We start from the raw sequence: 18078 nt of genomic DNA, 5'->3' as shown, positions 1-18078 counted from the left end.
ACCGAACGAAGCGGACTTTCGCCCCCGAAACGGTCACTTGCTGACGGTCCGCCGCACGCCTCGGTGCTCGGCGCAGGCGTTGGACCGGCCGCCGGTCAGGCTGACCGAGCCGTCGCGGCACTGCACGAGGTAACCCCGACCGGCCCAGAACTGCGGCACACAGTCAAACCAGTCGCACACCTCGGTGGCCGGCCGACGAATCCGCGTGCCGCCACAGAAGTCGTACCCCAGCGGGTTTTCCGGCGCCCCGCAGCGCGGGTTCGCGGTCGTGCTGGCTGCCGGGCGTGGCGACTTTGTCGGCTTCGGCGCTGCGGTGCCCCGCACGGGCGCCGGGATGGCCGGGCGGACCAGCGCGGGCGCCACGCTGGGGCTGGGCGCCGGGATGGCGGCGACGGCGACCTCCGGGCCGCCGGTCGGGTCGGACGGATTCGACTCGATCAGCGCGGCCGGCACCAGCAGCGCGATGGCGGCGGCCACCGCGAGTGTCCTCCGACCACCGGGTACGAACGACGACAGCCGGGCCTGCCCGGGGGTCGCCGCAGCGGACCGGAACGGCTTGAGCTTCGCGTGCTCGGCGATCAGCTCGTCGAGCTGGGCGAGCACCGCGGCGCGCTGTTCGATCGCGTCGGCGAAGGCCAGGGTCAGCTTGAACCGGAAGTCCGGCGCGGCCTTGGTGGGCAGCAGCAACCCGGAGGTAGGCCGCCGGTCCAGCACCTGGATCAGGGTGACCGGCGCCGCCGGGTCGTGGGCCAGGCCGGTCATCCGGCCGTACGCCCAGTCGCGCCGGCCGCGTCCGCCGAGCAGCACGAGCCGACGGCTGGTGATCACAGCCATGCCGGCGTCGGTGACGCGTACGCCGTCGGGGCGGCGCGGGCGCAGCGGCCCGGTCTGCGCGGCGACCGTGAGGTCCGGCGCGGGCAGCACGGTGGTGTGCCGTATCTCGACAAGTTGCGCGGCGGGCAGCGCCCAGAGCACCACCTCGTCGGCGGCCAGTTCCAGCGGTAGGCCGGCACCGGCTGCCGCTGAGCCGTGGAAGTCCGCGGCCAGGGCGCGCAGCCGCCGTAACTCGTCGTCGCGTCGCCGCCACGCCGCCTCAGCGCCGCGGTACGTGTCGACCCGCCGCACGTTCTGCCGATGCGCCCACCGGTACCGCCAGGTGGAACCCGTCGATTCAGTCTTTGCCACGCCGACTCCTCCGCCGCGCAGGCCACCAATCTGGGGGTGTCACCCCGTTCAACAGGGGCGGCGCGGCGCCCGGACACGCCGGAACGGGCAAAATACCCGAATGGCGGAGCAACCAACACGATAAGGCGATACCGCTGCCGGCTCGACCTGCTGTTGTAGCGACCGGGTCAGGGTGCCTCGACGCCGGCGATCAGGTAGCGGTGCACGTCGGCGTCGAGGATGGCCGCTGTCTGCACGTCATCCGGCCCGGAGCCACGGAACGCGGCCAACTGCTCGGCGGACTCCCAGCGTTCGTAGACGTGGATCCGGCCCGGCTCCAACGGGTCGGCCGCGAGCAGGAAGTCGAGGCAGCCGGCTGCGGCGCGCGCCTGCGCGATTACCTGGCCGCAGTCGGACAGGTACGCGTCGCGCGCGGCCGGTTCGACCTGCAGACTGCCTGCGATGATCAACATGGGTCCTCCGGGGGTCGGTGTTGCTGATGAGTCTGATGCCTCTGAGTCATTTTGATGCCTGTGTGTCATCACGCTCATGCGGACATCACCGCCCGGACGGGTGACACCTGTCCCGGCGACCCCACCCGCCTCCGACGCTTCATATCGTGCAAACGTGAGAAAAAGCGACAAGTGGCGCTCATCTTCCCTGCTGGCGATGCCTGCCCGCGTATCCCTGAAGTAGCTGGCGGCGGCGGTCGCGCTTGCCGTGGTCGCGACGACCGGGCCGGCCACCGCGGACGGTCCGGGCCGCGGGCCCGACGCGGACCGACGCCGGAGCGGGCGCCGACCAGCGAGGTGTCCTGGTTGTCGTTCCCCGGCGGGGTGTTCGCGGTGGACTCGCTCGGGCACACCGTGCGCTACCGCGCCTGCGACGGCGACACCGGCCGGGTCGCCGACCCGGACATGCGGGTCGCCGCCGGGGTGGCCAGCGGCGAGGTCGTCGTCGACGGCACGGGCTACCGCTACCGCGTGCCGTTGGTCGGGCGGAGCGAGGGCACGCTCGAGGTGATCCGACGGCACCGCCAGCCGACCGAGCTGACCGGCGTGGTGGTCACCCCGACCGGCGGGACGGTCGAGGAGTGAGCCTGCGTCAGGCGCCGGGGATGTTCGCCGGCGGGTCCTCGCCGACCAGGTCCGCCGCCGGCGGCTCGGCCGACACCGGCAGCCCGAAGTCCGCGTACGTCAGGTCGAGCTGGGCGGTCTGCGACTGCTCGCTGGCCAACTCGATGCGGTAGCGAACCAACCGCCCCTGCTCATCGACGGACGCGGTGAACGGCACCGCGCCGGCCCGGTCGCCAAGCACCTTGCCAACGCCGCTGCCCAGCACCTCGCCGCTGTTGCGCAGGTCCAACGTGCCGGCGTACTCCCGTGCCCCCGTCTGCCGAACCCCCGCTGGCGCGGCCAGCGTGCTGGCCAACCGCGTGTTGTCCAAACCCTGCTTGGCCGCCGGCGCGCCCGGTGCGCCCACGTGCCACCAGGTCTTGCCGTCCCAGACCGGGACGCGGCGGTCCGGGGCGGTGACCCGCACGTACACGTCCGGCCCGGTGGTCAACCGCTCGATCTTCACGGCACCGGTGGGCACCTTCAGCGAGGTGGTTTCCAGACCACGCTTCGCCTTCGGGTCCCAGAGCAGCACCGTGGCGTCGCCGTCCGCGCCGCCGGTGCCCACCGTCAGCTTGTACGGCTGCTCGTCGGCCTTCGCGGCGGCGGCCTTCAGCACACTGACCGGGTCGGTTGCGACAGACGACGCCGCCGGACCGCCCGCGTCGGGTTCGTCGCCGGTCGCCACGAACGCCCACACCCCGGCGGCGACCGCCACGGCGAGGACGACGCCGGCGGCGATCAGCTTGGGCTTCTGCACGGTCATCTCCCCCGAGCGGCACGCCGTCAGCCGGTCGCCGATCGACGCTCACCGCGGTGCGGTCCGGCCAGACTAGCCGGACCGCACCCCGTCACGCGCGGTTGATCGCATTGGCGTGGATCGCCTCGTTCAGGTACGCCGCCAGCCCCGGGGCGATGTTCTCGTAGTACGCGGTGAACCGCTCGTCGGCCAGGTACATGTCGGCCAACCCGGTGTGCCCCTCGTACGGGCACTCGTAGAACCAGCGGCTGATGAGCTGCCGGTGCTCCTCGGCCAGGTCCATCGCCTCCGGGCTGTCGGCCGGCACGCCCGAGGCCAGCACGGCGACCATCCGCCGACCCCAGTCCTCGTTCTCCGCCTTGTGGCGCAGCCAGTCGTCCTTGCTGTAGCGGGAGGCCCGCCGGTTCGACTCCCGGTACGCGTCGGTGTCACCCCACCGCCGCTCCGCCTCGGCCTGGTGCTCCTCCGGGTCGACGTCGCCGAAGACCTCGAACCGCTCCTCCGGGGTGAGTTGGATGTTCAACTTGCTCGCCTCCAGCGCGAATTCGATCGCCGTGACCATCTCCTGCAACCGCTTGACCCGTACCGTCAGCAGTTCGTGCTGACGGCGCAGGTGCGCGGCCGGATCGGCCGCCGGGTCGTCGATGATCGCCGTGATCTCCTCAAGCGGGAAACCCAGCTCCCGGTAGTACCGGACGAGCTGCAACCGCTGCAGATCCGCGTCGTCGTAGCGGCGGTAACCGGCCGAGGTCCGCCCGCTCGGCGAGAGCAGCCCGATCTCGTCATAGTGATGCAACGTCCGGACCGTCACCCCGGCGACCTTCGCCACCTGACCCACCGTGTACGCCATGGTCCCCCTCCCTTCCGGGAACCAGGCTGCCGCCTGCCGCTACGTCAGGGTCAAGCCCGATTCTGACCCACCATGGCCGGGCCGTCCGGCCGCCCGTACAGATAGCCCTGACCGCGCGGGCAGCCGATCGCGGCGACAGCCTCGTGCTGGCGCTCGGTCTCCACCCCCTCGGCGACCACCGCCAGGTCGAACGCGCCGGCCAGCCGGGTGACCATTTCCACCGTGGCGTACGCCCGGTCGTCCGTCCCCAGCCGGGCCACGAACGACCGGTCGATCTTCAGCTCGGTGGCCGGGATGCGGTGCAGGTAGCTCAGCGACGAGTAGCCCGTGCCGAAGTCGTCGATGGCGATCCTGATGCCCAGCTCCCGGAGCTGGTGCAACCGCTCCAGCACCGTGTCGGTGCCCTCGATCAACGCCGACTCGGTCAGCTCCAGGGTCAACGCCCGCGGTGCCAGCCCGGCGGCGCTGATGGCCGCGGTGACCGTGGCGATCAGGTCCGGTCGGCGCAGGTGCGCGGCGGCGATGTTCACCGCGACGGTCGCCTCCGGCGCCCGGCCCTGCCAGGTCGCCGCAGCCCGGCACGCCTCGTGGATCACCCAGCGGTCGATCGGCAGGATCAGCCCGGTCTCCTCGGCCAGCGGCAGGAACCGGGCCGGCGGCAGCATCCCCAGGCGGGGGTGCCGCCAACGCACCAGCGCCTCGGCGCTGCGGACCGCGCCGGTGGCCAGGTCGACGATGGGTTGGAACTCCAGGTGCAGCTGCTCCTCGTCGACCGCGCGGCGCAGGTCGGCGATCAGCTCGGCGCGGGAGACGGCCGACTCCCGCAGCGCCGGGGTGCACGTCCGGTACGCGGACTTCCCCGCCGCCTTGGCCGCGTACATGGCGATGTCGGCGTCGCGCAGCAGGTCGGTGTGGGAGGCGTGCTGCGGGCCGAACTCGGCGATGCCGATGCTGGCCGAGGGGTGCACCCCGACGTCCTCCTCGCCGTCGGAGGGCTGCAGCGCGTCCAGCAGCCGCTCGGCGAGCCGCTCGGGTGAGACTGGCCGATCGCCGTCGACCAGCACCGCGAACTCGTCCCCGCCGAGCCGGGCGATGGTGCCGTCGCCGTCCACGGCCGCCCGCATCCGGGCCGCCAGCCCGGTCAGCAGAGTGTCGCCGGTGGCGTGCCCGAACCGGTCGTTGACCTGCTTGAACCCGTCCAGGTCAAGCAGCAGCACGGCCACCGGTCGCCCGTCGCGCAGGGCCAGGCGCAGCCGCCGGTTGAACAGCAGCCGGTTGGGCAGCCCGGTGAGTTGGTCGCCGTACGCGAGCCGGCGCAGCCGGGCCACCAGCCGCAGGTTCTCGTTGGCGGCCAACCCCTGGCGGATGGCGAGGGCCGCGAGCAACACCATCATGGTCACGAAGATCAGCTGCGGGGTCTGCCCGGTGGGCCGACGGGCCAGCACCACCGCGATGATCGCCCCGCCCACCGGCAGGTACGGCAACGCCACCCGCCACCAGGGCGGCAGCGGCGACTCGGCGGTGTCGTCGGTGCCGTCGCAGTCCGGCGGCGGCGGGTTCCGGGTGGCCAGGCCGATGAGCAGGTAGCTCAGCGGCCAACACAGGTCGATCGGGTGACCGGCTGCGTAGTCGGCGCGGGCGACCAGCGACACGTAGACGATGTCGGCGACGACCCGCAGAGTGAGGCTCGCCGCGAGCACGCTCATCGGCCGCCACATCGGCCGGGCCGGGCCGGCGACCGCGACCAGGATGGTGAGCTGCATCAGGTCGAACATCGGGTAGAGCAGCCCCAGCGTGCGCGCCGGGTCGGCCAACTCGGCCGCGGCCACCCCGCGGAAGACCAGCACCCAACCGATCGGCACCAGGGCCAGCGCTACGATCACCCCGTCCAGCAACGTACGGGCCCGCCCGACCGCGGTCCGTGGCGCGGACGGCGAGTTGAGCAGCGCGGCCGTGCCGGTGAGGATGCCGGCGGTGAAGACCACCCCGACCACCGGCGTGTGCGGCAGGTCGCCGCCGACGAGCCGCTGCACCGTCCAGATCGCCCGGCCCAGCGCGGCGAGCGCCATGGTGACGGCGAGCAGCGCCCAGAATCGGCGCAGCGGTGCCGGGTGCCGACGGGCCACCCCGACGCACGCGACCGTCGCCCAGCCGGCCACCACCATCCCGCCGAGGTCACTGACCAGCGCAGCGCCGGGCAACGCGACGACCAGCCAGCACGCCTCCACGAGAACGACCGCAGCCGCGACGTACGCACCGGCGGGGTTGAGCTTCCCCGCAGCCTGCTTCACGTCCTGTCGGGACACGGTCGCTCCGGCTCTTCGTCGTGCGTGCACCCTCGGAGGACCGGTCCACGGCAAACCCCGAAAGCCTAACCACCACTCAGGTACGCCGCCAGGGTTCGACACTCGCGTCGAGGGTGGTGGCAGCACCCAGCGACGGCCTCTCCGCGACGGGTAGAGGCTGACGGCGCGGCTCAGCGGCCGCCGGAGCGGTTCCAGGGTGACCGGGGCAGTGTGGTGCCGGCGAGTGGGCGGCGTGCGCGGCGGCGTTTACGCCGGCCGGGGGTGCAGGGCGGGCAGGCAACGGTGTACACCGCCACGCCGACCGGCGGCGATGGTCGACCGATCAGCCAGCAGAGGAAGCGTTCCATCGGAGGATCAGCCGACCGGAAGGCGGATCGGGATGAGGGGAATGAAGAACATCGCCCCGCAGTACCCACTCAACCCCGAAAAGTCACCAGATTCAGCCAGCGGATCAGGACACTATCGCTGACGCCTACTCGAGCAGTATAGCGATTGGTATACTTCGTTCGTGCGCCAGGAAGAGTGGGATGTCTTCTTCGACCCTTGGCGCGCGAGCATTCTGCTGGTTGCCGGCGACAAGGCTGGCCGATGGACAACCTGGTATCGAGAGGCCATCCCGCTCGCCGAGCAACGGTACGAGATTTACTTAAAGGAACGCGCACAGCAGGAGGGGGGACAGCGGTGAGTGGTCACGTGCGGTGGACGGACATCCGAGCGGAGTACGTGCAGCGTGCTGGCGGCGAGGCGGCTGTCGAAGCCGGTAAGGAAGAGCTGCTCGCGGAGGTCGTCGGGCACCGTCTCGCCGAGGTACGACGCTCTCGCGGCTTTACTCAGCAACAGATCGCTGAGCGGATGGGCGTGACCAAGGGTCGGGTGTCCCAGATCGAGCAGGGCCGGATCTCCGGTCAAGATGTGGTGGCCCGGTACGCTGCCGCCCTCGGTGGCCGGCTACACCAGGCAATTTACTTCGACGACGGTGACATCGCCGCCATAGCGTGAAGCCACGAGGGCCCAGGGCGTGCTCGCGCGCGCCGGCCCGTGGTGCGGTGGGCCGGCGCTCGCAGGTGTCCGCGGCTCAGCTGGCGGGCTCGGGCTCCAGGCCGGGGACCTCGGCGGGGAGCCAGATCGGCTGCCAGTCCGACACCTCGTGGTAGCGCCGGAGCTCGGCCAGCCCGGCCACCGACCCGCTCCAGGCCCCGTACGGCGGGCTGGCCTCGTCGAAGCCGCTCTGCACGAAGGTCAGCGTGGTCCGGCCACCGGACTCGGCCAGCTCCCAGCTCGTCACGCCGGTCGGTCCCCAGTCCACGGACATCCGTCGGCCGGGCTCCAGGTCGACGACCTTGGCCGCGTAGCCGGTCTCGAATCCGCCCATGGCGTACCGGCCGCCGACCCACGGCTCGATCCCGATGGGGTAGCCGAACCAGGCGCTGGCCTGCTCGGAGTCGGTCAGCGACTCCCACACCTTGTCGGCGGGGGCGGCGATGACCAGCTCGCCGCGCAGCTCGGCGGAGGTGAAGTCGGTGCGGGGCAGCAGCGGCCGGCCCTCCAGGTGGGAGGCCAGGTTGGCGATGGCGAGCGCCCAGTAGGTCTGGAGCACGCCGCGGATGCTGGAGCCGCTCATCGCCTCGGCGAAGTCGAAGTGGCTCTGCGTCAGCGTCAGCACGGTGCTGTCCGTGCCCTCGGCGGTCAGCTGGAACTCGGTGGTGGTCTTCACCCCGTCGAGCAGCCAGCTGAAGCGCAGCGTGTCGTCGTCGGCGTGCAGCAACTGCTGGTGTGGGGCGTCGCCCTCGGGCGTGTAGCGGCCCCAGAACTCGTACCGCTGGGGCAGCTCGACCTCGACGTGCTCGGCCAGCCAGAGACGCAGCTCGGCCGGGTCGGTCAGGGCCTCGCGGACGCGGCTGACGGGCGCGGAGAGTCGGGCCTGGACCTTCAACGGTTCACTCATGGTCGTTTCCTTTCGGATAGCAGGCGACGGCGAGCTTGAAGGCATCTCCTTCGCTGCCGCCGTAGCGGGTGAACAAGTCCTGAAGTGCGGTTTGCAGGTCGTGCAGGAACTGCTGGCGCTGCTCGGCCGGCACCCGGATCTCGCCGGAGACCCCGATCGAGGGCAGCTCGGGCGCCGCCCGGTCCAGGGCGGCGATGTCGGCCTGGACCTCTTCCATCAGATCGAGCAGGTAGCCCAGGCTCAGCTCGTCGCGGGCCCGGCGCAGCCCGATCCGCCCGACGAGCCGTGGGGACAACCAGTACGCCCGGGCAGCGGCCTGGTAGATGCCTTCGGTGATGCCGCGGACCTTGCGCTCGTTGACCAGCTCGACCAGCCCGGCCGCGACGAGCTGTTTGACGTGGTAGTAGACGCGCTGTGGCGTCTGGTCGAGTCGGGCCGCGATCTCGGTGCAGGTGCGCGGCTCGGCCAGTTGCCGCAGCACCTCGACGCGCTGCGGCTTGAGCAGGACTTCGGCCTGCTCGATCTGCTCCAGGTACAGGACGTCTCTCATGGCAAAATCAGTTTGTACGTACAAAACTTGTTTGTCAATTGGTTCGCGAGAAGCCGCGCCCACTTTCTCGGCGCGGCTTCAGGCGGCGGTCAGGAGACGGTCACGGCAGCCAGTCCGGCCGCAGCGGGTAGCCGTTCACGCCCTCGGGGCCGTTGTGGGTGGCCAGCACCTGATGCAGCTGGATGCCGTTGCGCTCGAATGCCATCCGCGATCCGGCCATGTACAGGCCCCACACCCGGGCGGTGCCCGCACCCACCTCCGAGACGCAGAAGTCCCAGTGCTCGACCAGGTTGCGGCACCAGGCGGCCAGCGTCAGCGCGTAGTGCTGGCGCAGGTTCTCCTCGTGGTGCACCTCCAGCCCGGCGTCGTGCAGCTCGCTGATCAGCCGGCCCGGACCGGCCAACTCCCCGTCCGGAAAGACGTACCGGTCGATGAACGCGCCCGAGCGGTGCGGCGCCCGATTGTCCGCGCGGGTGATGCAGTGGTTGAGCAGGCGCCCGCCCTGCCGCAGCCGATCGCGCAGCGCCCCGAAGTAGGCCGGGTAGTTGCGCACCCCGATGTGCTCGGTCAACCCGATCGAGGAGACGGCGTCGAACTGCTCCGTCGGCGCGTCCCGGTAGTCCATGTGCCGCACCTCCGCCAGCCCGGTCAGCCCCTCCCGGTCGATCGCGGCCTGCGCCCACTGCGCCTGCGCCTTCGACAGGGTCACGCCGAGCGCCTTGACGCCGTACTCGCGTGCGGCGTGCCGCACCATGCCACCCCAGCCGCAGCCCACATCCAGCAGCCGCATCCCCTTCTTGAGCGCCAGCTTGCCGGCCACCAGGTCGTACTTCGCCGCCTGGGCCTGCTCCAGCGTGTCGTCCGGAGACCGGTAGACCGCGCAGGTGTACGTCATCGACGGGCCGAGCACCTTTTCGTAGAAGGCGTTGGAGACGTCGTAGTGGTGCGAGATCGCCGTGCTGTCGCGGACCCGCGAGTGCCGCAGCCCGTTCATCACCCGCTTCCACCGCGGCTGTGCCTCCTGCGGTGGCGCCGGCGGCGGCATCAGCCGCTCCCAACCCAGCCCCCGGACCAGCGCCAGCCCATCGGCCAGCGACGGTGGGCGCAACCGCAGCTCGTCCTTGAGCACCCGCAACGCCTCGTACGGGTCACCCGGGTGCACCCCCTGCAACGCCAGGTCGCCACTGACGTAGGCCCGCGCCATGCCCAGGTCGCCGGGCGCGGTGAGCAGGTACGACAGCCCTCGCTCGGAACGAATCGCCAGGGTGAGGCCGGCGTCGGACGGGCCAACGGAGCTGCCGTCGTACCCGGTGATCCGCATCGGCAACGACCCCGTGGTGACCGTGCGGATGACATCCGCCACGGTCGGAGCGGTGCGTCCGCCCCCCGCTGGCGGGGTGGCGGGGACGCTCGCCGCCCCCTGATCTCTGTCGGTCAGGCTCATGCTCGTGCTACCGCCTTTTCGTACAGTCCCGTCAGCCGGTGGTCCGGGTCGTAGCGGTCTTTCACCGCTCGCCACGTGTCGCCGCCGTACAGACGATCGAAGGCGTCCCGGTCGTAGTACGCGTCGGAGTAGAGCGACTTGTGCCCGCCCAACTCCGACACCCTGCGTTCGATCGTGCGGTTGACGTCGCCGTCGGCGGCGCCCGGGGCGATCGGCACGCTCCCCCAGAACCCGATGTTGACGTAGTCCTGCCCCGCGTGGAGTGGATACAGCGGCCACGACCGCGCCGAGCCGGGGCCCGTCGGCTCCCGCAGTCGCAGCGGGCACAGCCACACCGGGTTCATCCCCACCCTGGCCGCGAACCAGCGCAGGAAGTCGGCCGTCTGGTTCAGCGGGATCTCCACGTCCTGCACGACCCGCTCCCGGGCCGGCTGCCCGCGCAGCCGGTCGATCCGGGCCGCCACCTGATGCCGGTGCTCAAGCCGGACCAGCCGATGGTAGAAGTCGCTGCGCCGGTAACGCGCCGGCCAGAACCTGCGCACGACCGGGTGCTGCGCGCCGAACGCCGCCGAGCACCAGAACCAGTCGGTGTCCCAGCGCCAGAGATAGTCGTACGTGGTGAGCACGTCCCGGGTGCGCTGGCGCAGCGACCGGTAGTAGATCGCCTGGCCGGTGTAGTCGCTCGGCGGGTCGGCCGTGTCGGTGAACGTGGCGAACACCAGGTACGCCTCGCCGGGGCTGAACATCACCCCGTCCATCGCGTCGACCGGCTCCCCGGCCCAGGACCGGGTCGCGCTGACCTCGGCGATCGCGTCGGTGAGCGCCGCCAGTTGGGTGAACCGGACGTTGCGCAACGCCACGTACCGGCCAACCGGTTGCAGCTCGATGCGTAACCGGGTGGCGTAACCGAGGCTGCCCAGCGAGTTGGGGAACGCGGTGAACAGATCGGCGTGCTCGCCGTCGGGCCGGGCGGTGATGATCTCGCCGGAGCCGGTGAGCACGTCCAGCTCCCGCACCGACTCGTGCGGCAGGCCGTTGCGGAACGACGTCGACTCGATCCCGAGGCCGGTCACCGCGCCGCCCAGGGTGATGGTGCGCAACTGCGGCACCACCAGTGGCATCAGCCCGTGCGGCAGCGTCGCGTCGACCAGGTCCTCATAGGTGCACATGCCCTGCACATCGGCGGTGCGGCCGGTCGGGTCGACCGACAACACGCCGTTCAGGCCACTTACGTCGAGCCCCGGAACCCGGGGAGCGGATCGAGGGCGGAACAGGTTGGACGTGCGTTTGGCGAGCCGGACAGGCTCACCCGTGGGCACCGCGGCGTACGACCGCCGCAGCGTGTCCACCGCTTGATTATGGTCAATTGGGTGATCCACACGCTCAGCGCGCATGTGATCACCTTACGCTCGCCTTTCAGGAAACCGTGGGATGTCAGCGATGGGTGTTTCCCGTCCGCGACAGGCCCGACGATTACCGTGGCGGGCATGCCGTCGCCCGCGATTGCCGCCCTGGACTCCGCCGGCCTGCCCTACCGGCTGATCCCGCACGGCGCGGTCGGCAGCCTGGCGGAGGCCGCCGCCGTCCGCGGTGTGGCCGTCCCCGACGTGGTCAAGACGATCGTGGTCCGCCGGGCGGCGGACGACCACCTGTTCGTGCTCACCCCCGGCGACCGGGTCATCTCCTGGCCCAAGCTGCGCGCCCTGCTCGGGGTGCACCGACTCTCCATGCCGGACGCGGCGGGCGCTCTCGCCGCCACCGGCTACGAACGCGGCACCATCACCCCGTTCGGCGCGAGCACCGCCTGGCCGGTGATCGCGGACGAGCGGCTGCGCGGCCGGGAGATCACCCTCGGCGCCGGCGAACGCGGCCTCGCCGTCGCGGTCGACGCCGACGCGGCGATCGCCGCCCTCGACGCCACCGTGGCCGACGTCACCGACCCGCAACCCACCCGCTGAGCCGTCGCGACCGATGTCGCCGTCGGCGCCACGCCCTTCGGGTCGTCGACTGACGCCGGACTGGCACCGGCCCGCTGACGTGGGTGAGGATGGCGCCCATGTCCGCACCCGAGGAACGCCCCAACTCCGCCGGCACCATCTACGGCGGTCGCCAGGCACCCCGCCCCGGGCCGCTGGCCGATCCGCTGCTGCGGGTCGCGTTGGCGGTCGGGGTCGTCGGCGTACTCCTGGGGGTGGTCTTCGCGACCGGGCTGTTCGGCGGTGACGACGAGCCGGTCGTGCCGGCGACGGTCGGCGCACCATCCAGCGCGGCGGAGCCCACCACCCCGGCGGCCGAGCCGAGCCCGACCGCGCCGGCCGAGCCGTCACCGAGCCCGTCGGCCAGCACCCCGGCCGCCCCGCCCACCGGGCCCAGGGTGCTGCGCGCCGCCTCGGGGCTCTGCCTGGGGCTCGACGGCGACGGCGAGAAGGCGGAGGCCGAGTTGGCCGCGTGCAGCGGCGGCCCGGAGCAGCAGTGGGTGGTCAACTCGGCCGGCGCGGACGTGCTGACGTTGACCAACGCCGCGCACGGGCAGTGCCTCGACGTCGAGGGCGGCAGTACGGACGACGGCGCCCGGATGATGCAGTTCACCTGCCACGGCCAGGCCAACCAGCAGTGGCGGCTGAGCCCTACCGGCACCGGCCCGGTGCTACTGGTCGCGGCGCACAGCGGGAAGTGCGCCCAGGCCGACGACGACGGCGTCGAAGCCGGCGACGAGATCCGGCAGCGGCCCTGCGACGGCCGGACAGCCCAGCAGTGGACCCTGGGCTGAACGGCCGACCCATGCCATCTCAGCCCCGGAAGCTCCAGTCCCTGGGTGCGGTCGCGGCGGCCAGCACGGCCTCCGGCACCGGCCGGCCCGGTCGCCGGAGCAGCAGCAACGACAGCCCTGCGGCACCGATCGACAGGGCGCCCGCTACGTACCAGGCCATTGCGTAGTCACCGAGCCGGTCCCGGACCAGCCCCGCACCGGTCGCGGCGACCGCCGCGCCGAGCTGGTGGGCGGCGAACACCCAGCCGAACACCACCGCCCCGGCGCCACCGAAGTATTCCCGGCACAACGCCACCGTCGGCGGCACGGTGGCCACCCAGTCCAGGCCGTAGAAGACGATGAACACCAGCATGCTCGGCTCGGCGGTGCCGGAGAACAGGCTCGGCAGCACCAGCAGGGACGCCCCGCGCAGCGCGTAGTACATGCCGAGCAGCAACCGGCTGTCCACCCGGTCGGTGAGCCAGCCGGAGGCGATGGTCCCGACGATGTCGAAGAGCCCGACCAGGGCGAGCAGGCCGGCGGCGGTGGTCTGGGCCATACCGTGGTCGTGTGCGGCCGGGACGAAATGCGTACCGACGAGGCCGTTGGTGGTCGCGCCGCAGATCGCGAACCCCCCGGCCAGCAGCCAGAACGGCCGGGTCCGGGCCGCGGTCGCCAGGGCGCCCAGCGCCCGGGTCGCCGCGCCGCCGGTCGCCGGCGGCGCCGCGACGACCTCGGTCGCCCCGTAGGCGGGTAGGCCGAGATCCGCCGGGTGCTCGCGCAGCAACCACACCACCAGGGGTACGACCGCCAGCGCGGCTCCGGCCACGACGAGTGCGGCGGTACGCCAGCCGTGGTCGCGTACCAGGATGGCGATCAGTGGCAGGAACACCAGCTGTCCGGCGGCCCCACCGGCGGTCAGCACTCCGGTGACCAGGCCCCTCCGGTGCACGAACCAGCGCCCGGTGATGGTGGCCACGAACGCCAGCGCCATCGAGCCGGTGCCCAGCCCGACCAGCACACCCCAGCAGAGCAGTAGCTGCCAGCTGGCGCTCATGAAGACCGTCAGTCCGCTGCCCGCGACGACCAGCAACAGCGCCACCGAGACCACCCGGCGGATGCCGAACCGGTCCATCAGGGCAGCCGCGAAAGGCGCGGTGAGCCCGTAGAGCAGCAGGTTGACGGAGACGGCCGCGGAGATCGTGGCCAGTGGCCAGCCGAACTCCTCGTGCAGCGGGTGCAGCAGCACCGACGGGGTGGCCCGGAAGCCGGCCGCGCCGACCAGCGCCACGAAGGCGACGGCGGCGACCAGCCAGGCGGGATGCAGGCGGCGGTTCTTGGTCACGCGACAAGTCTGGGCGGGGCGGTTCACGGCGACGAGTGGCCGGAAAGCCATCATGCGCAAGAATCGGGCCATGACCGTTCGCCCGCACCGGATCGCCGTACTCGCCCTGGACCAGGTTGTCGGCCTGGACCTCGGCACCCCGTCGCAGGTCTTCGGCACCGCCCGGGCCGCCGACGGGACAGACTTCTACGACGTCCGGGTGTGCACCCCGGGCGGGCGGCCGGTCCGCAGCACCGCCGGCTTCCAGGTCCTCCCCGACCACGGGATCGATCTGCTCGACACCGCCGACACGGTGATCGTCCCCGGCATCCACGACGGCAGTGCGCTGACCTCGGGCACCGTCGAACCCGAGGTGGCCGACGCGCTGCGGGCGGCGTACGAGCGGGGCGCCCGGATCATGTCGATCTGCACCGGGGCGTTCGTGCTGGCCGCCGCTGGGCTGCTCGACGGGCGTCGGGCGACCACCCACTGGGCGTACGCGGAGCAGTTCCGCCGCCTGCACGGCCGGGTGGACCTCGACCCGGGCGTGCTCTTCATCGCCGACGACGGGGTGCTCACCTCGGCCGGAGTCGCCGCCGGCATCGACCTCTGCCTGTACGTCATCCGCCTCGACCACGGCAGCGAGGTGGCCAACCGGGCGGCCCGGCGCTGCGTGATGCCGCCGTGGCGGGACGGCGGCCAGGCGCAGTACATCGAGCGGCCGGTGCCGAAGGCCATCGACACCAGCACCGCGGGCGCGCGGGAGTGGGCACGGCAGCGGTTGCACGAGCCGATCGCCCTGCGCGACCTCGCCGAGCAGGCGCGGATGAGCGTGCGCACCTTCACCCGCCGCTTCCGGTCGGAGACCGGCCTGAGCCCGGCGCAGTGGCTGCTGCAACAGCGCACCGACCACGCGAGGCTGCTGCTGGAGACGACCGACCTCACCGTCGACCAGATCGCCCACCGCTCTGGTTTCGGCACCACCGCCGCCCTACGCCAACAGCTCCACCAGCGCATCGGCGTGGCCCCGTCAACCTATCGCCGCACCTTCCACCCCCGCCCCGAGCTAATCGGCAGCTAATCCCCCACTCCGCACCGCACCCCGCACCCCGCACCCCGCACCCCGCACCCCGCACCCCGCACCCCGCACCCCGCGATCTTGCACTTACGGTCGCCAGCTTGCCCCTTACGCCCTCTTTGTCGCGACAGAAAGTGCAAGATCGCAGGAGGCAGGAGGCAGGAGGCAGGAGGCAGGAGGCAGGAGGCAGGAGGGCGGGGGGGGCGGGGGGCGGGGGCAGGCTTGGCCCGGCCTCGCCTCGGCCGGAGGCATCACTACTGCGAGCGTGATGCCTGTGAGTCATAAAAATGATTCACAGGCATCAACCTCAACAGACCAGGATGCCTGCGCTGCGCCACGCCGACCGGCCAGCGCACCATCGACGCCGCTCAGGAGCGGAGAAGGTGGAGTTGGACCTGGTGCTTGGGTAGGTGGACTCGGGCATGCAGGTCGAGGGTGCGTGACCAGGGCAGCGGCTCGTCGACGATGAGGTCGAAGCCCTCGCGTAGGTGGGTCTCGACCGAGGTCTCCGCCGCCAAGCCGAGCCGGTCGACCAGCCCGCACAAGCGCTCGCTGGTGCCGTGCAGCAGAGCGGTCAGGCCACGCAGACCACCCTGCTCGGCGACCAGCGCATCGAGCTGCGGACGGTGAATGTCATCCAGGTCGTAGTAGGCGAACGTCGACCCGGCCAGCAGCGCCTCGGTGGCCTGGATCATCGGCCCGGTGCTGCTGGTCGCGGTGCACAGCGGCAAGTGCGGCCACCCGGACCATCGGCGTCAGGGAGATCGCCGCCGTGCGACCAGCTGGGAATACGGCTACCACGAGTAACTCAGCCCGATCCGAAATCCGCGTGTCAATCCTCGGCAGGCCCTAAGTTGATTTGGAGAGCCATGACCGAAATTGATCGTGCGGAGGACATCGTGGTCAACAGTTCGAGTCAGCACCGTGGCTCCATCGGGACCGTGTCACAGCGCGGCATCCCCGAGGAGGTGGATGTTGCAATCGTCGGCTCCGGCGGGGCAGGGCTGATGGCCGCGCTCAGCGCCGCGAAGCAGGGGGCACGGGTCCTCGTTGTGGAGTCCCAGCCGATCGTCGGTGGCGCCACCGGGATCTCCGCGGGTGCGGCCTGGATCCCGAATCATGGTTTCTCGAACAAGGACCTGGGGGTCAGCGACGACCTGGACAAGGCGCGGCGTTACATCTATGGCGAGGGCCGGGACAAGATTCTTGACCATGAACTGGTGGAGAAGTTCCTGGAGACGGGGCCGCAGGTCGCCCGATTCATAGAAGAGCACACCTCTTTCGGGTGGATCCCGACGATCTGGCCGGACTACCGCTCCGACATCGATGGCGCGTCGGTCGGGCGGGCCCTCTTCCCCGGCCCCTACTCCCCCAAGGGATTGGGGGAGGCCGCCTCGTTCGTGCGACCAGCCCTGACGACCGGCATGGCCAGGAATCCGCTCCCGTTCTGGCTGCTGGGTGGGATCAGTAGTGATGCCGTGTGGCTCGCCGGACCAGCGTTGGTCGGCGCCCTGCTCGAAGCGGTTCTGGGTGACGGCGTCGACGTGCGCGTCCAGGCGCCCGCGGTCCGGCTCATCACGGATGAGTCGGGGGTGCGGGGCGTCGTCGTACAGGATGATGACGGCGTCGAGCACACGGTGCGTGCCGCCAAAGGCGTCGTGCTGGCCAGCGGCGGGTTCGAGGGGTCGACCGACCTCACCACGAGCCACCTCCACGCACCCTTCGCAGTGCAGGTTTCGCCGCAGGGGCACGAGGGCATCGCGGTGCAGCTGGCCCGGGACGTGCACGCCGACCTGACGGGTATGCAGGACGCCTGGTGGATGCCCGCGGTGCAGGTGCCCGGCGAGACGCTGGAGGGCCGCCCGCTCAGCCGGGTGTTCCTGGGTGAGCGTTCGCTGCCGCACAGCATCATGGTGAACCATCAGGGTGAGCGCTTCGCGAACGAGGCTCTCCCCTACGACCAGCTCGGGAAGATCATGCACGAGGTGGACCCGAAGACGGGCGCCATGCCGAACGCCACGGCATGGCTGATCTTCGACCACAACTACTGGACGAAGTTCGGAATCTTCGGCATCACGCCCGGCGGGCCGGTGCCCGACTACATCCACCGCGCTGACACGCTGGCGGAGCTGGCGGCTCAGATCGGAGTCGACGAGGTGGGGCTACTCCGGACCGTCGACCGGTTCAATCCCGAGGCCGGACGAGGCCACGACCCGTACTTCGACCGCGGTGGCACGTTGTTCGATCGGTACTTCGGCGCCTACTACCCCCGGCTGAGCAAGAGGTCCCCCGACGCGCTGTTCCCAGCCGCCACCGCGAAGGCGCGGATGGCCATCGCGAAGGCGATCGGACCGATCGTGAGCAAGGTGGCGGCACGTGCGGCGAAGAAGAACGACCCCGAACGCCTGCGCTCCCTCGTGGTCAGGCCCATCACGAAGATCGTACGACCGATCCTGAAGAGCCCGAGGTCAAGCGTCCTGGGGCCCGTCAACACCCCGCCGTACTACGCGCTCAAGGTTGAGGCCAGCGCGCTCGGCACCGTGGGTGGCCCGAAGACTGACGCACACGGGCGCGCGCTGAACACCGACGGCAAGGTCATCCCAGGCCTGTACGCCGCCGGCAATGCAGGAGGCGCACCAACGAAGGGGTTCTACGGGGGCGCCGGAGGGACGATCTCGCTGGGGCTGGTGTTTGGTTACCTGGCGGGACAGGAGGCAGCACGGCGGCAGGATGCTTCTTGAGCCGCCAGGGCGGCCCGTGCCGGGTTCACCCGCGCCAACACGACACCGCCCC

Annotated in this window: 16 protein-coding genes and 2 pseudogenes; 7 read left to right on the top strand and 11 right to left on the bottom strand. The window is 71.3% G+C overall.

Annotated features, from left to right (window positions below; translation table 11 throughout):
- Positions 1-33: 33 nt before the first annotated feature.
- Positions 34-1185 carry a hypothetical protein gene (locus OG811_RS16055; protein ID WP_406075298.1) on the bottom strand — a complete coding sequence of 384 codons (1152 nt, stop codon included), beginning with the start codon at positions 1183-1185 and terminating at the stop codon, positions 34-36.
- Positions 1186-1352: 167 nt separating this feature from the next.
- A complete protein-coding gene (locus tag OG811_RS16050; RefSeq protein ID WP_406075296.1) occupies positions 1353-1637 on the bottom strand; it encodes a putative quinol monooxygenase in 285 nt (94 codons plus the stop codon).
- 345 nt (positions 1638-1982) lie between these two features.
- Here OG811_RS16050 and OG811_RS16045 point away from each other — a divergent pair, with 345 nt between their 5' ends.
- The gene (locus OG811_RS16045) at positions 1983-2261 is read left to right on the top strand and encodes a hypothetical protein (RefSeq protein WP_406075294.1); all 279 of its coding nucleotides are present in this window, start codon (positions 1983-1985) and stop codon (positions 2259-2261) included.
- 7 nt (positions 2262-2268) lie between these two features.
- On the opposite strand, the gene OG811_RS16040 is transcribed toward OG811_RS16045, so the two are convergent.
- The 3 genes from OG811_RS16040 to OG811_RS16030 all read right to left on the bottom strand — a co-directional run bounded on the left by OG811_RS16040 (position 2269) and on the right by OG811_RS16030 (position 6195).
- Positions 2269-3039 carry a hypothetical protein gene (locus tag OG811_RS16040; protein WP_406075292.1) on the bottom strand — a complete coding sequence of 257 codons (771 nt, stop codon included), beginning with the start codon at positions 3037-3039 and terminating at the stop codon, positions 2269-2271.
- Between the two features lie 91 nt (positions 3040-3130).
- Complete coding sequence (locus OG811_RS16035) at positions 3131-3889, bottom strand: MerR family transcriptional regulator (protein WP_406075290.1); 759 nt, start codon at positions 3887-3889, stop codon at positions 3131-3133.
- A 50-nt stretch (positions 3890-3939) separates the two neighbouring features.
- The gene (locus tag OG811_RS16030) at positions 3940-6195 is read right to left on the bottom strand and encodes a putative bifunctional diguanylate cyclase/phosphodiesterase (protein WP_406075289.1); all 2256 of its coding nucleotides are present in this window, start codon (positions 6193-6195) and stop codon (positions 3940-3942) included.
- Positions 6196-6730: 535 nt separating this feature from the next.
- Here OG811_RS16030 and OG811_RS16025 point away from each other — a divergent pair.
- Both OG811_RS16025 and OG811_RS16020 read left to right on the top strand, forming a co-directional pair.
- Positions 6731-6880, top strand: a pseudogene (locus tag OG811_RS16025) (DNA-binding protein); the annotation flags it as partial.
- Positions 6877-7194, top strand: coding sequence for a helix-turn-helix domain-containing protein (locus tag OG811_RS16020; RefSeq protein WP_406075288.1), 318 nt, complete (start codon positions 6877-6879; stop codon positions 7192-7194). The pseudogene OG811_RS16025 and the gene OG811_RS16020, both read left to right, overlap by 4 nt.
- A gap of 76 nt (positions 7195-7270) precedes the next feature.
- Here OG811_RS16020 and OG811_RS16015 read toward each other — a convergent pair whose 3' ends face one another.
- From OG811_RS16015 to OG811_RS16000, 4 genes are all read right to left on the bottom strand, one after another.
- Positions 7271-8140: an SRPBCC family protein gene (locus OG811_RS16015; RefSeq protein ID WP_406075286.1), complete on the bottom strand. Its 870-nt coding sequence runs from the start codon at positions 8138-8140 to the stop codon at positions 7271-7273.
- Positions 8133-8690, bottom strand: coding sequence for a helix-turn-helix domain-containing protein (locus OG811_RS16010; RefSeq protein ID WP_406075285.1), 558 nt, complete (start codon positions 8688-8690; stop codon positions 8133-8135). The genes OG811_RS16015 and OG811_RS16010 overlap by 8 nt, the downstream gene beginning before the upstream one ends.
- Before the next feature lie 100 nt (positions 8691-8790).
- On the bottom strand, positions 8791-10134 hold the full coding sequence (locus tag OG811_RS16005; RefSeq protein ID WP_406075283.1) for a class I SAM-dependent methyltransferase: 1344 nt from the start codon (positions 10132-10134) through the stop codon (positions 8791-8793).
- Positions 10131-11528 (bottom strand): FAD-binding oxidoreductase, encoded by a 1398-nt coding sequence (locus tag OG811_RS16000; protein ID WP_406075281.1) that lies wholly within the window; start codon positions 11526-11528, stop codon positions 10131-10133. Before OG811_RS16000 ends, OG811_RS16005 begins: the two co-directional genes overlap by 4 nt.
- A gap of 93 nt (positions 11529-11621) precedes the next feature.
- Between OG811_RS16000 and OG811_RS15995 the strand changes: the two genes are divergently transcribed.
- Positions 11622-12092, top strand: coding sequence for an aminoacyl-tRNA deacylase (locus OG811_RS15995; protein ID WP_406075279.1), 471 nt, complete (start codon positions 11622-11624; stop codon positions 12090-12092).
- A gap of 98 nt (positions 12093-12190) precedes the next feature.
- On the top strand, positions 12191-12904 hold the full coding sequence (locus OG811_RS15990) for an RICIN domain-containing protein (protein WP_406075278.1): 714 nt from the start codon (positions 12191-12193) through the stop codon (positions 12902-12904).
- A gap of 19 nt (positions 12905-12923) precedes the next feature.
- Here the strand turns inward: OG811_RS15990 and OG811_RS15985 are convergent, their stop codons facing one another.
- A complete protein-coding gene (locus tag OG811_RS15985; protein WP_406075277.1) occupies positions 12924-14279 on the bottom strand; it encodes an MFS transporter in 1356 nt (451 codons plus the stop codon).
- A gap of 1 nt (position 14280) precedes the next feature.
- Between OG811_RS15985 and OG811_RS15980 the strand changes: the two genes are divergently transcribed.
- Positions 14281-15288, top strand: coding sequence for a GlxA family transcriptional regulator (locus OG811_RS15980; RefSeq protein ID WP_406075275.1), 1008 nt, complete (start codon positions 14281-14283; stop codon positions 15286-15288).
- A 365-nt stretch (positions 15289-15653) separates the two neighbouring features.
- Here OG811_RS15980 and OG811_RS15975 read toward each other — a convergent pair.
- Positions 15654-15980 (bottom strand): annotated as a pseudogene (locus OG811_RS15975) (hypothetical protein); the annotation flags it as partial.
- A 174-nt stretch (positions 15981-16154) separates the two neighbouring features.
- Between OG811_RS15975 and OG811_RS15970 the strand changes: the two are divergent.
- Positions 16155-18026: an FAD-dependent oxidoreductase gene (locus OG811_RS15970; protein ID WP_406075757.1), complete on the top strand. Its 1872-nt coding sequence runs from the start codon at positions 16155-16157 to the stop codon at positions 18024-18026.
- The last annotated feature ends 52 nt before the right edge of the window (positions 18027-18078 follow it).

This window comes from Micromonospora sp. NBC_01638 (assembly GCF_045209745.1).
GTDB lineage: Bacteria > Actinomycetota > Actinomycetes > Mycobacteriales > Micromonosporaceae > Micromonospora.
Note: the sequence above shows the minus strand (reverse complement) of the source record. Positions and strands in the feature narration are given on the sequence as shown.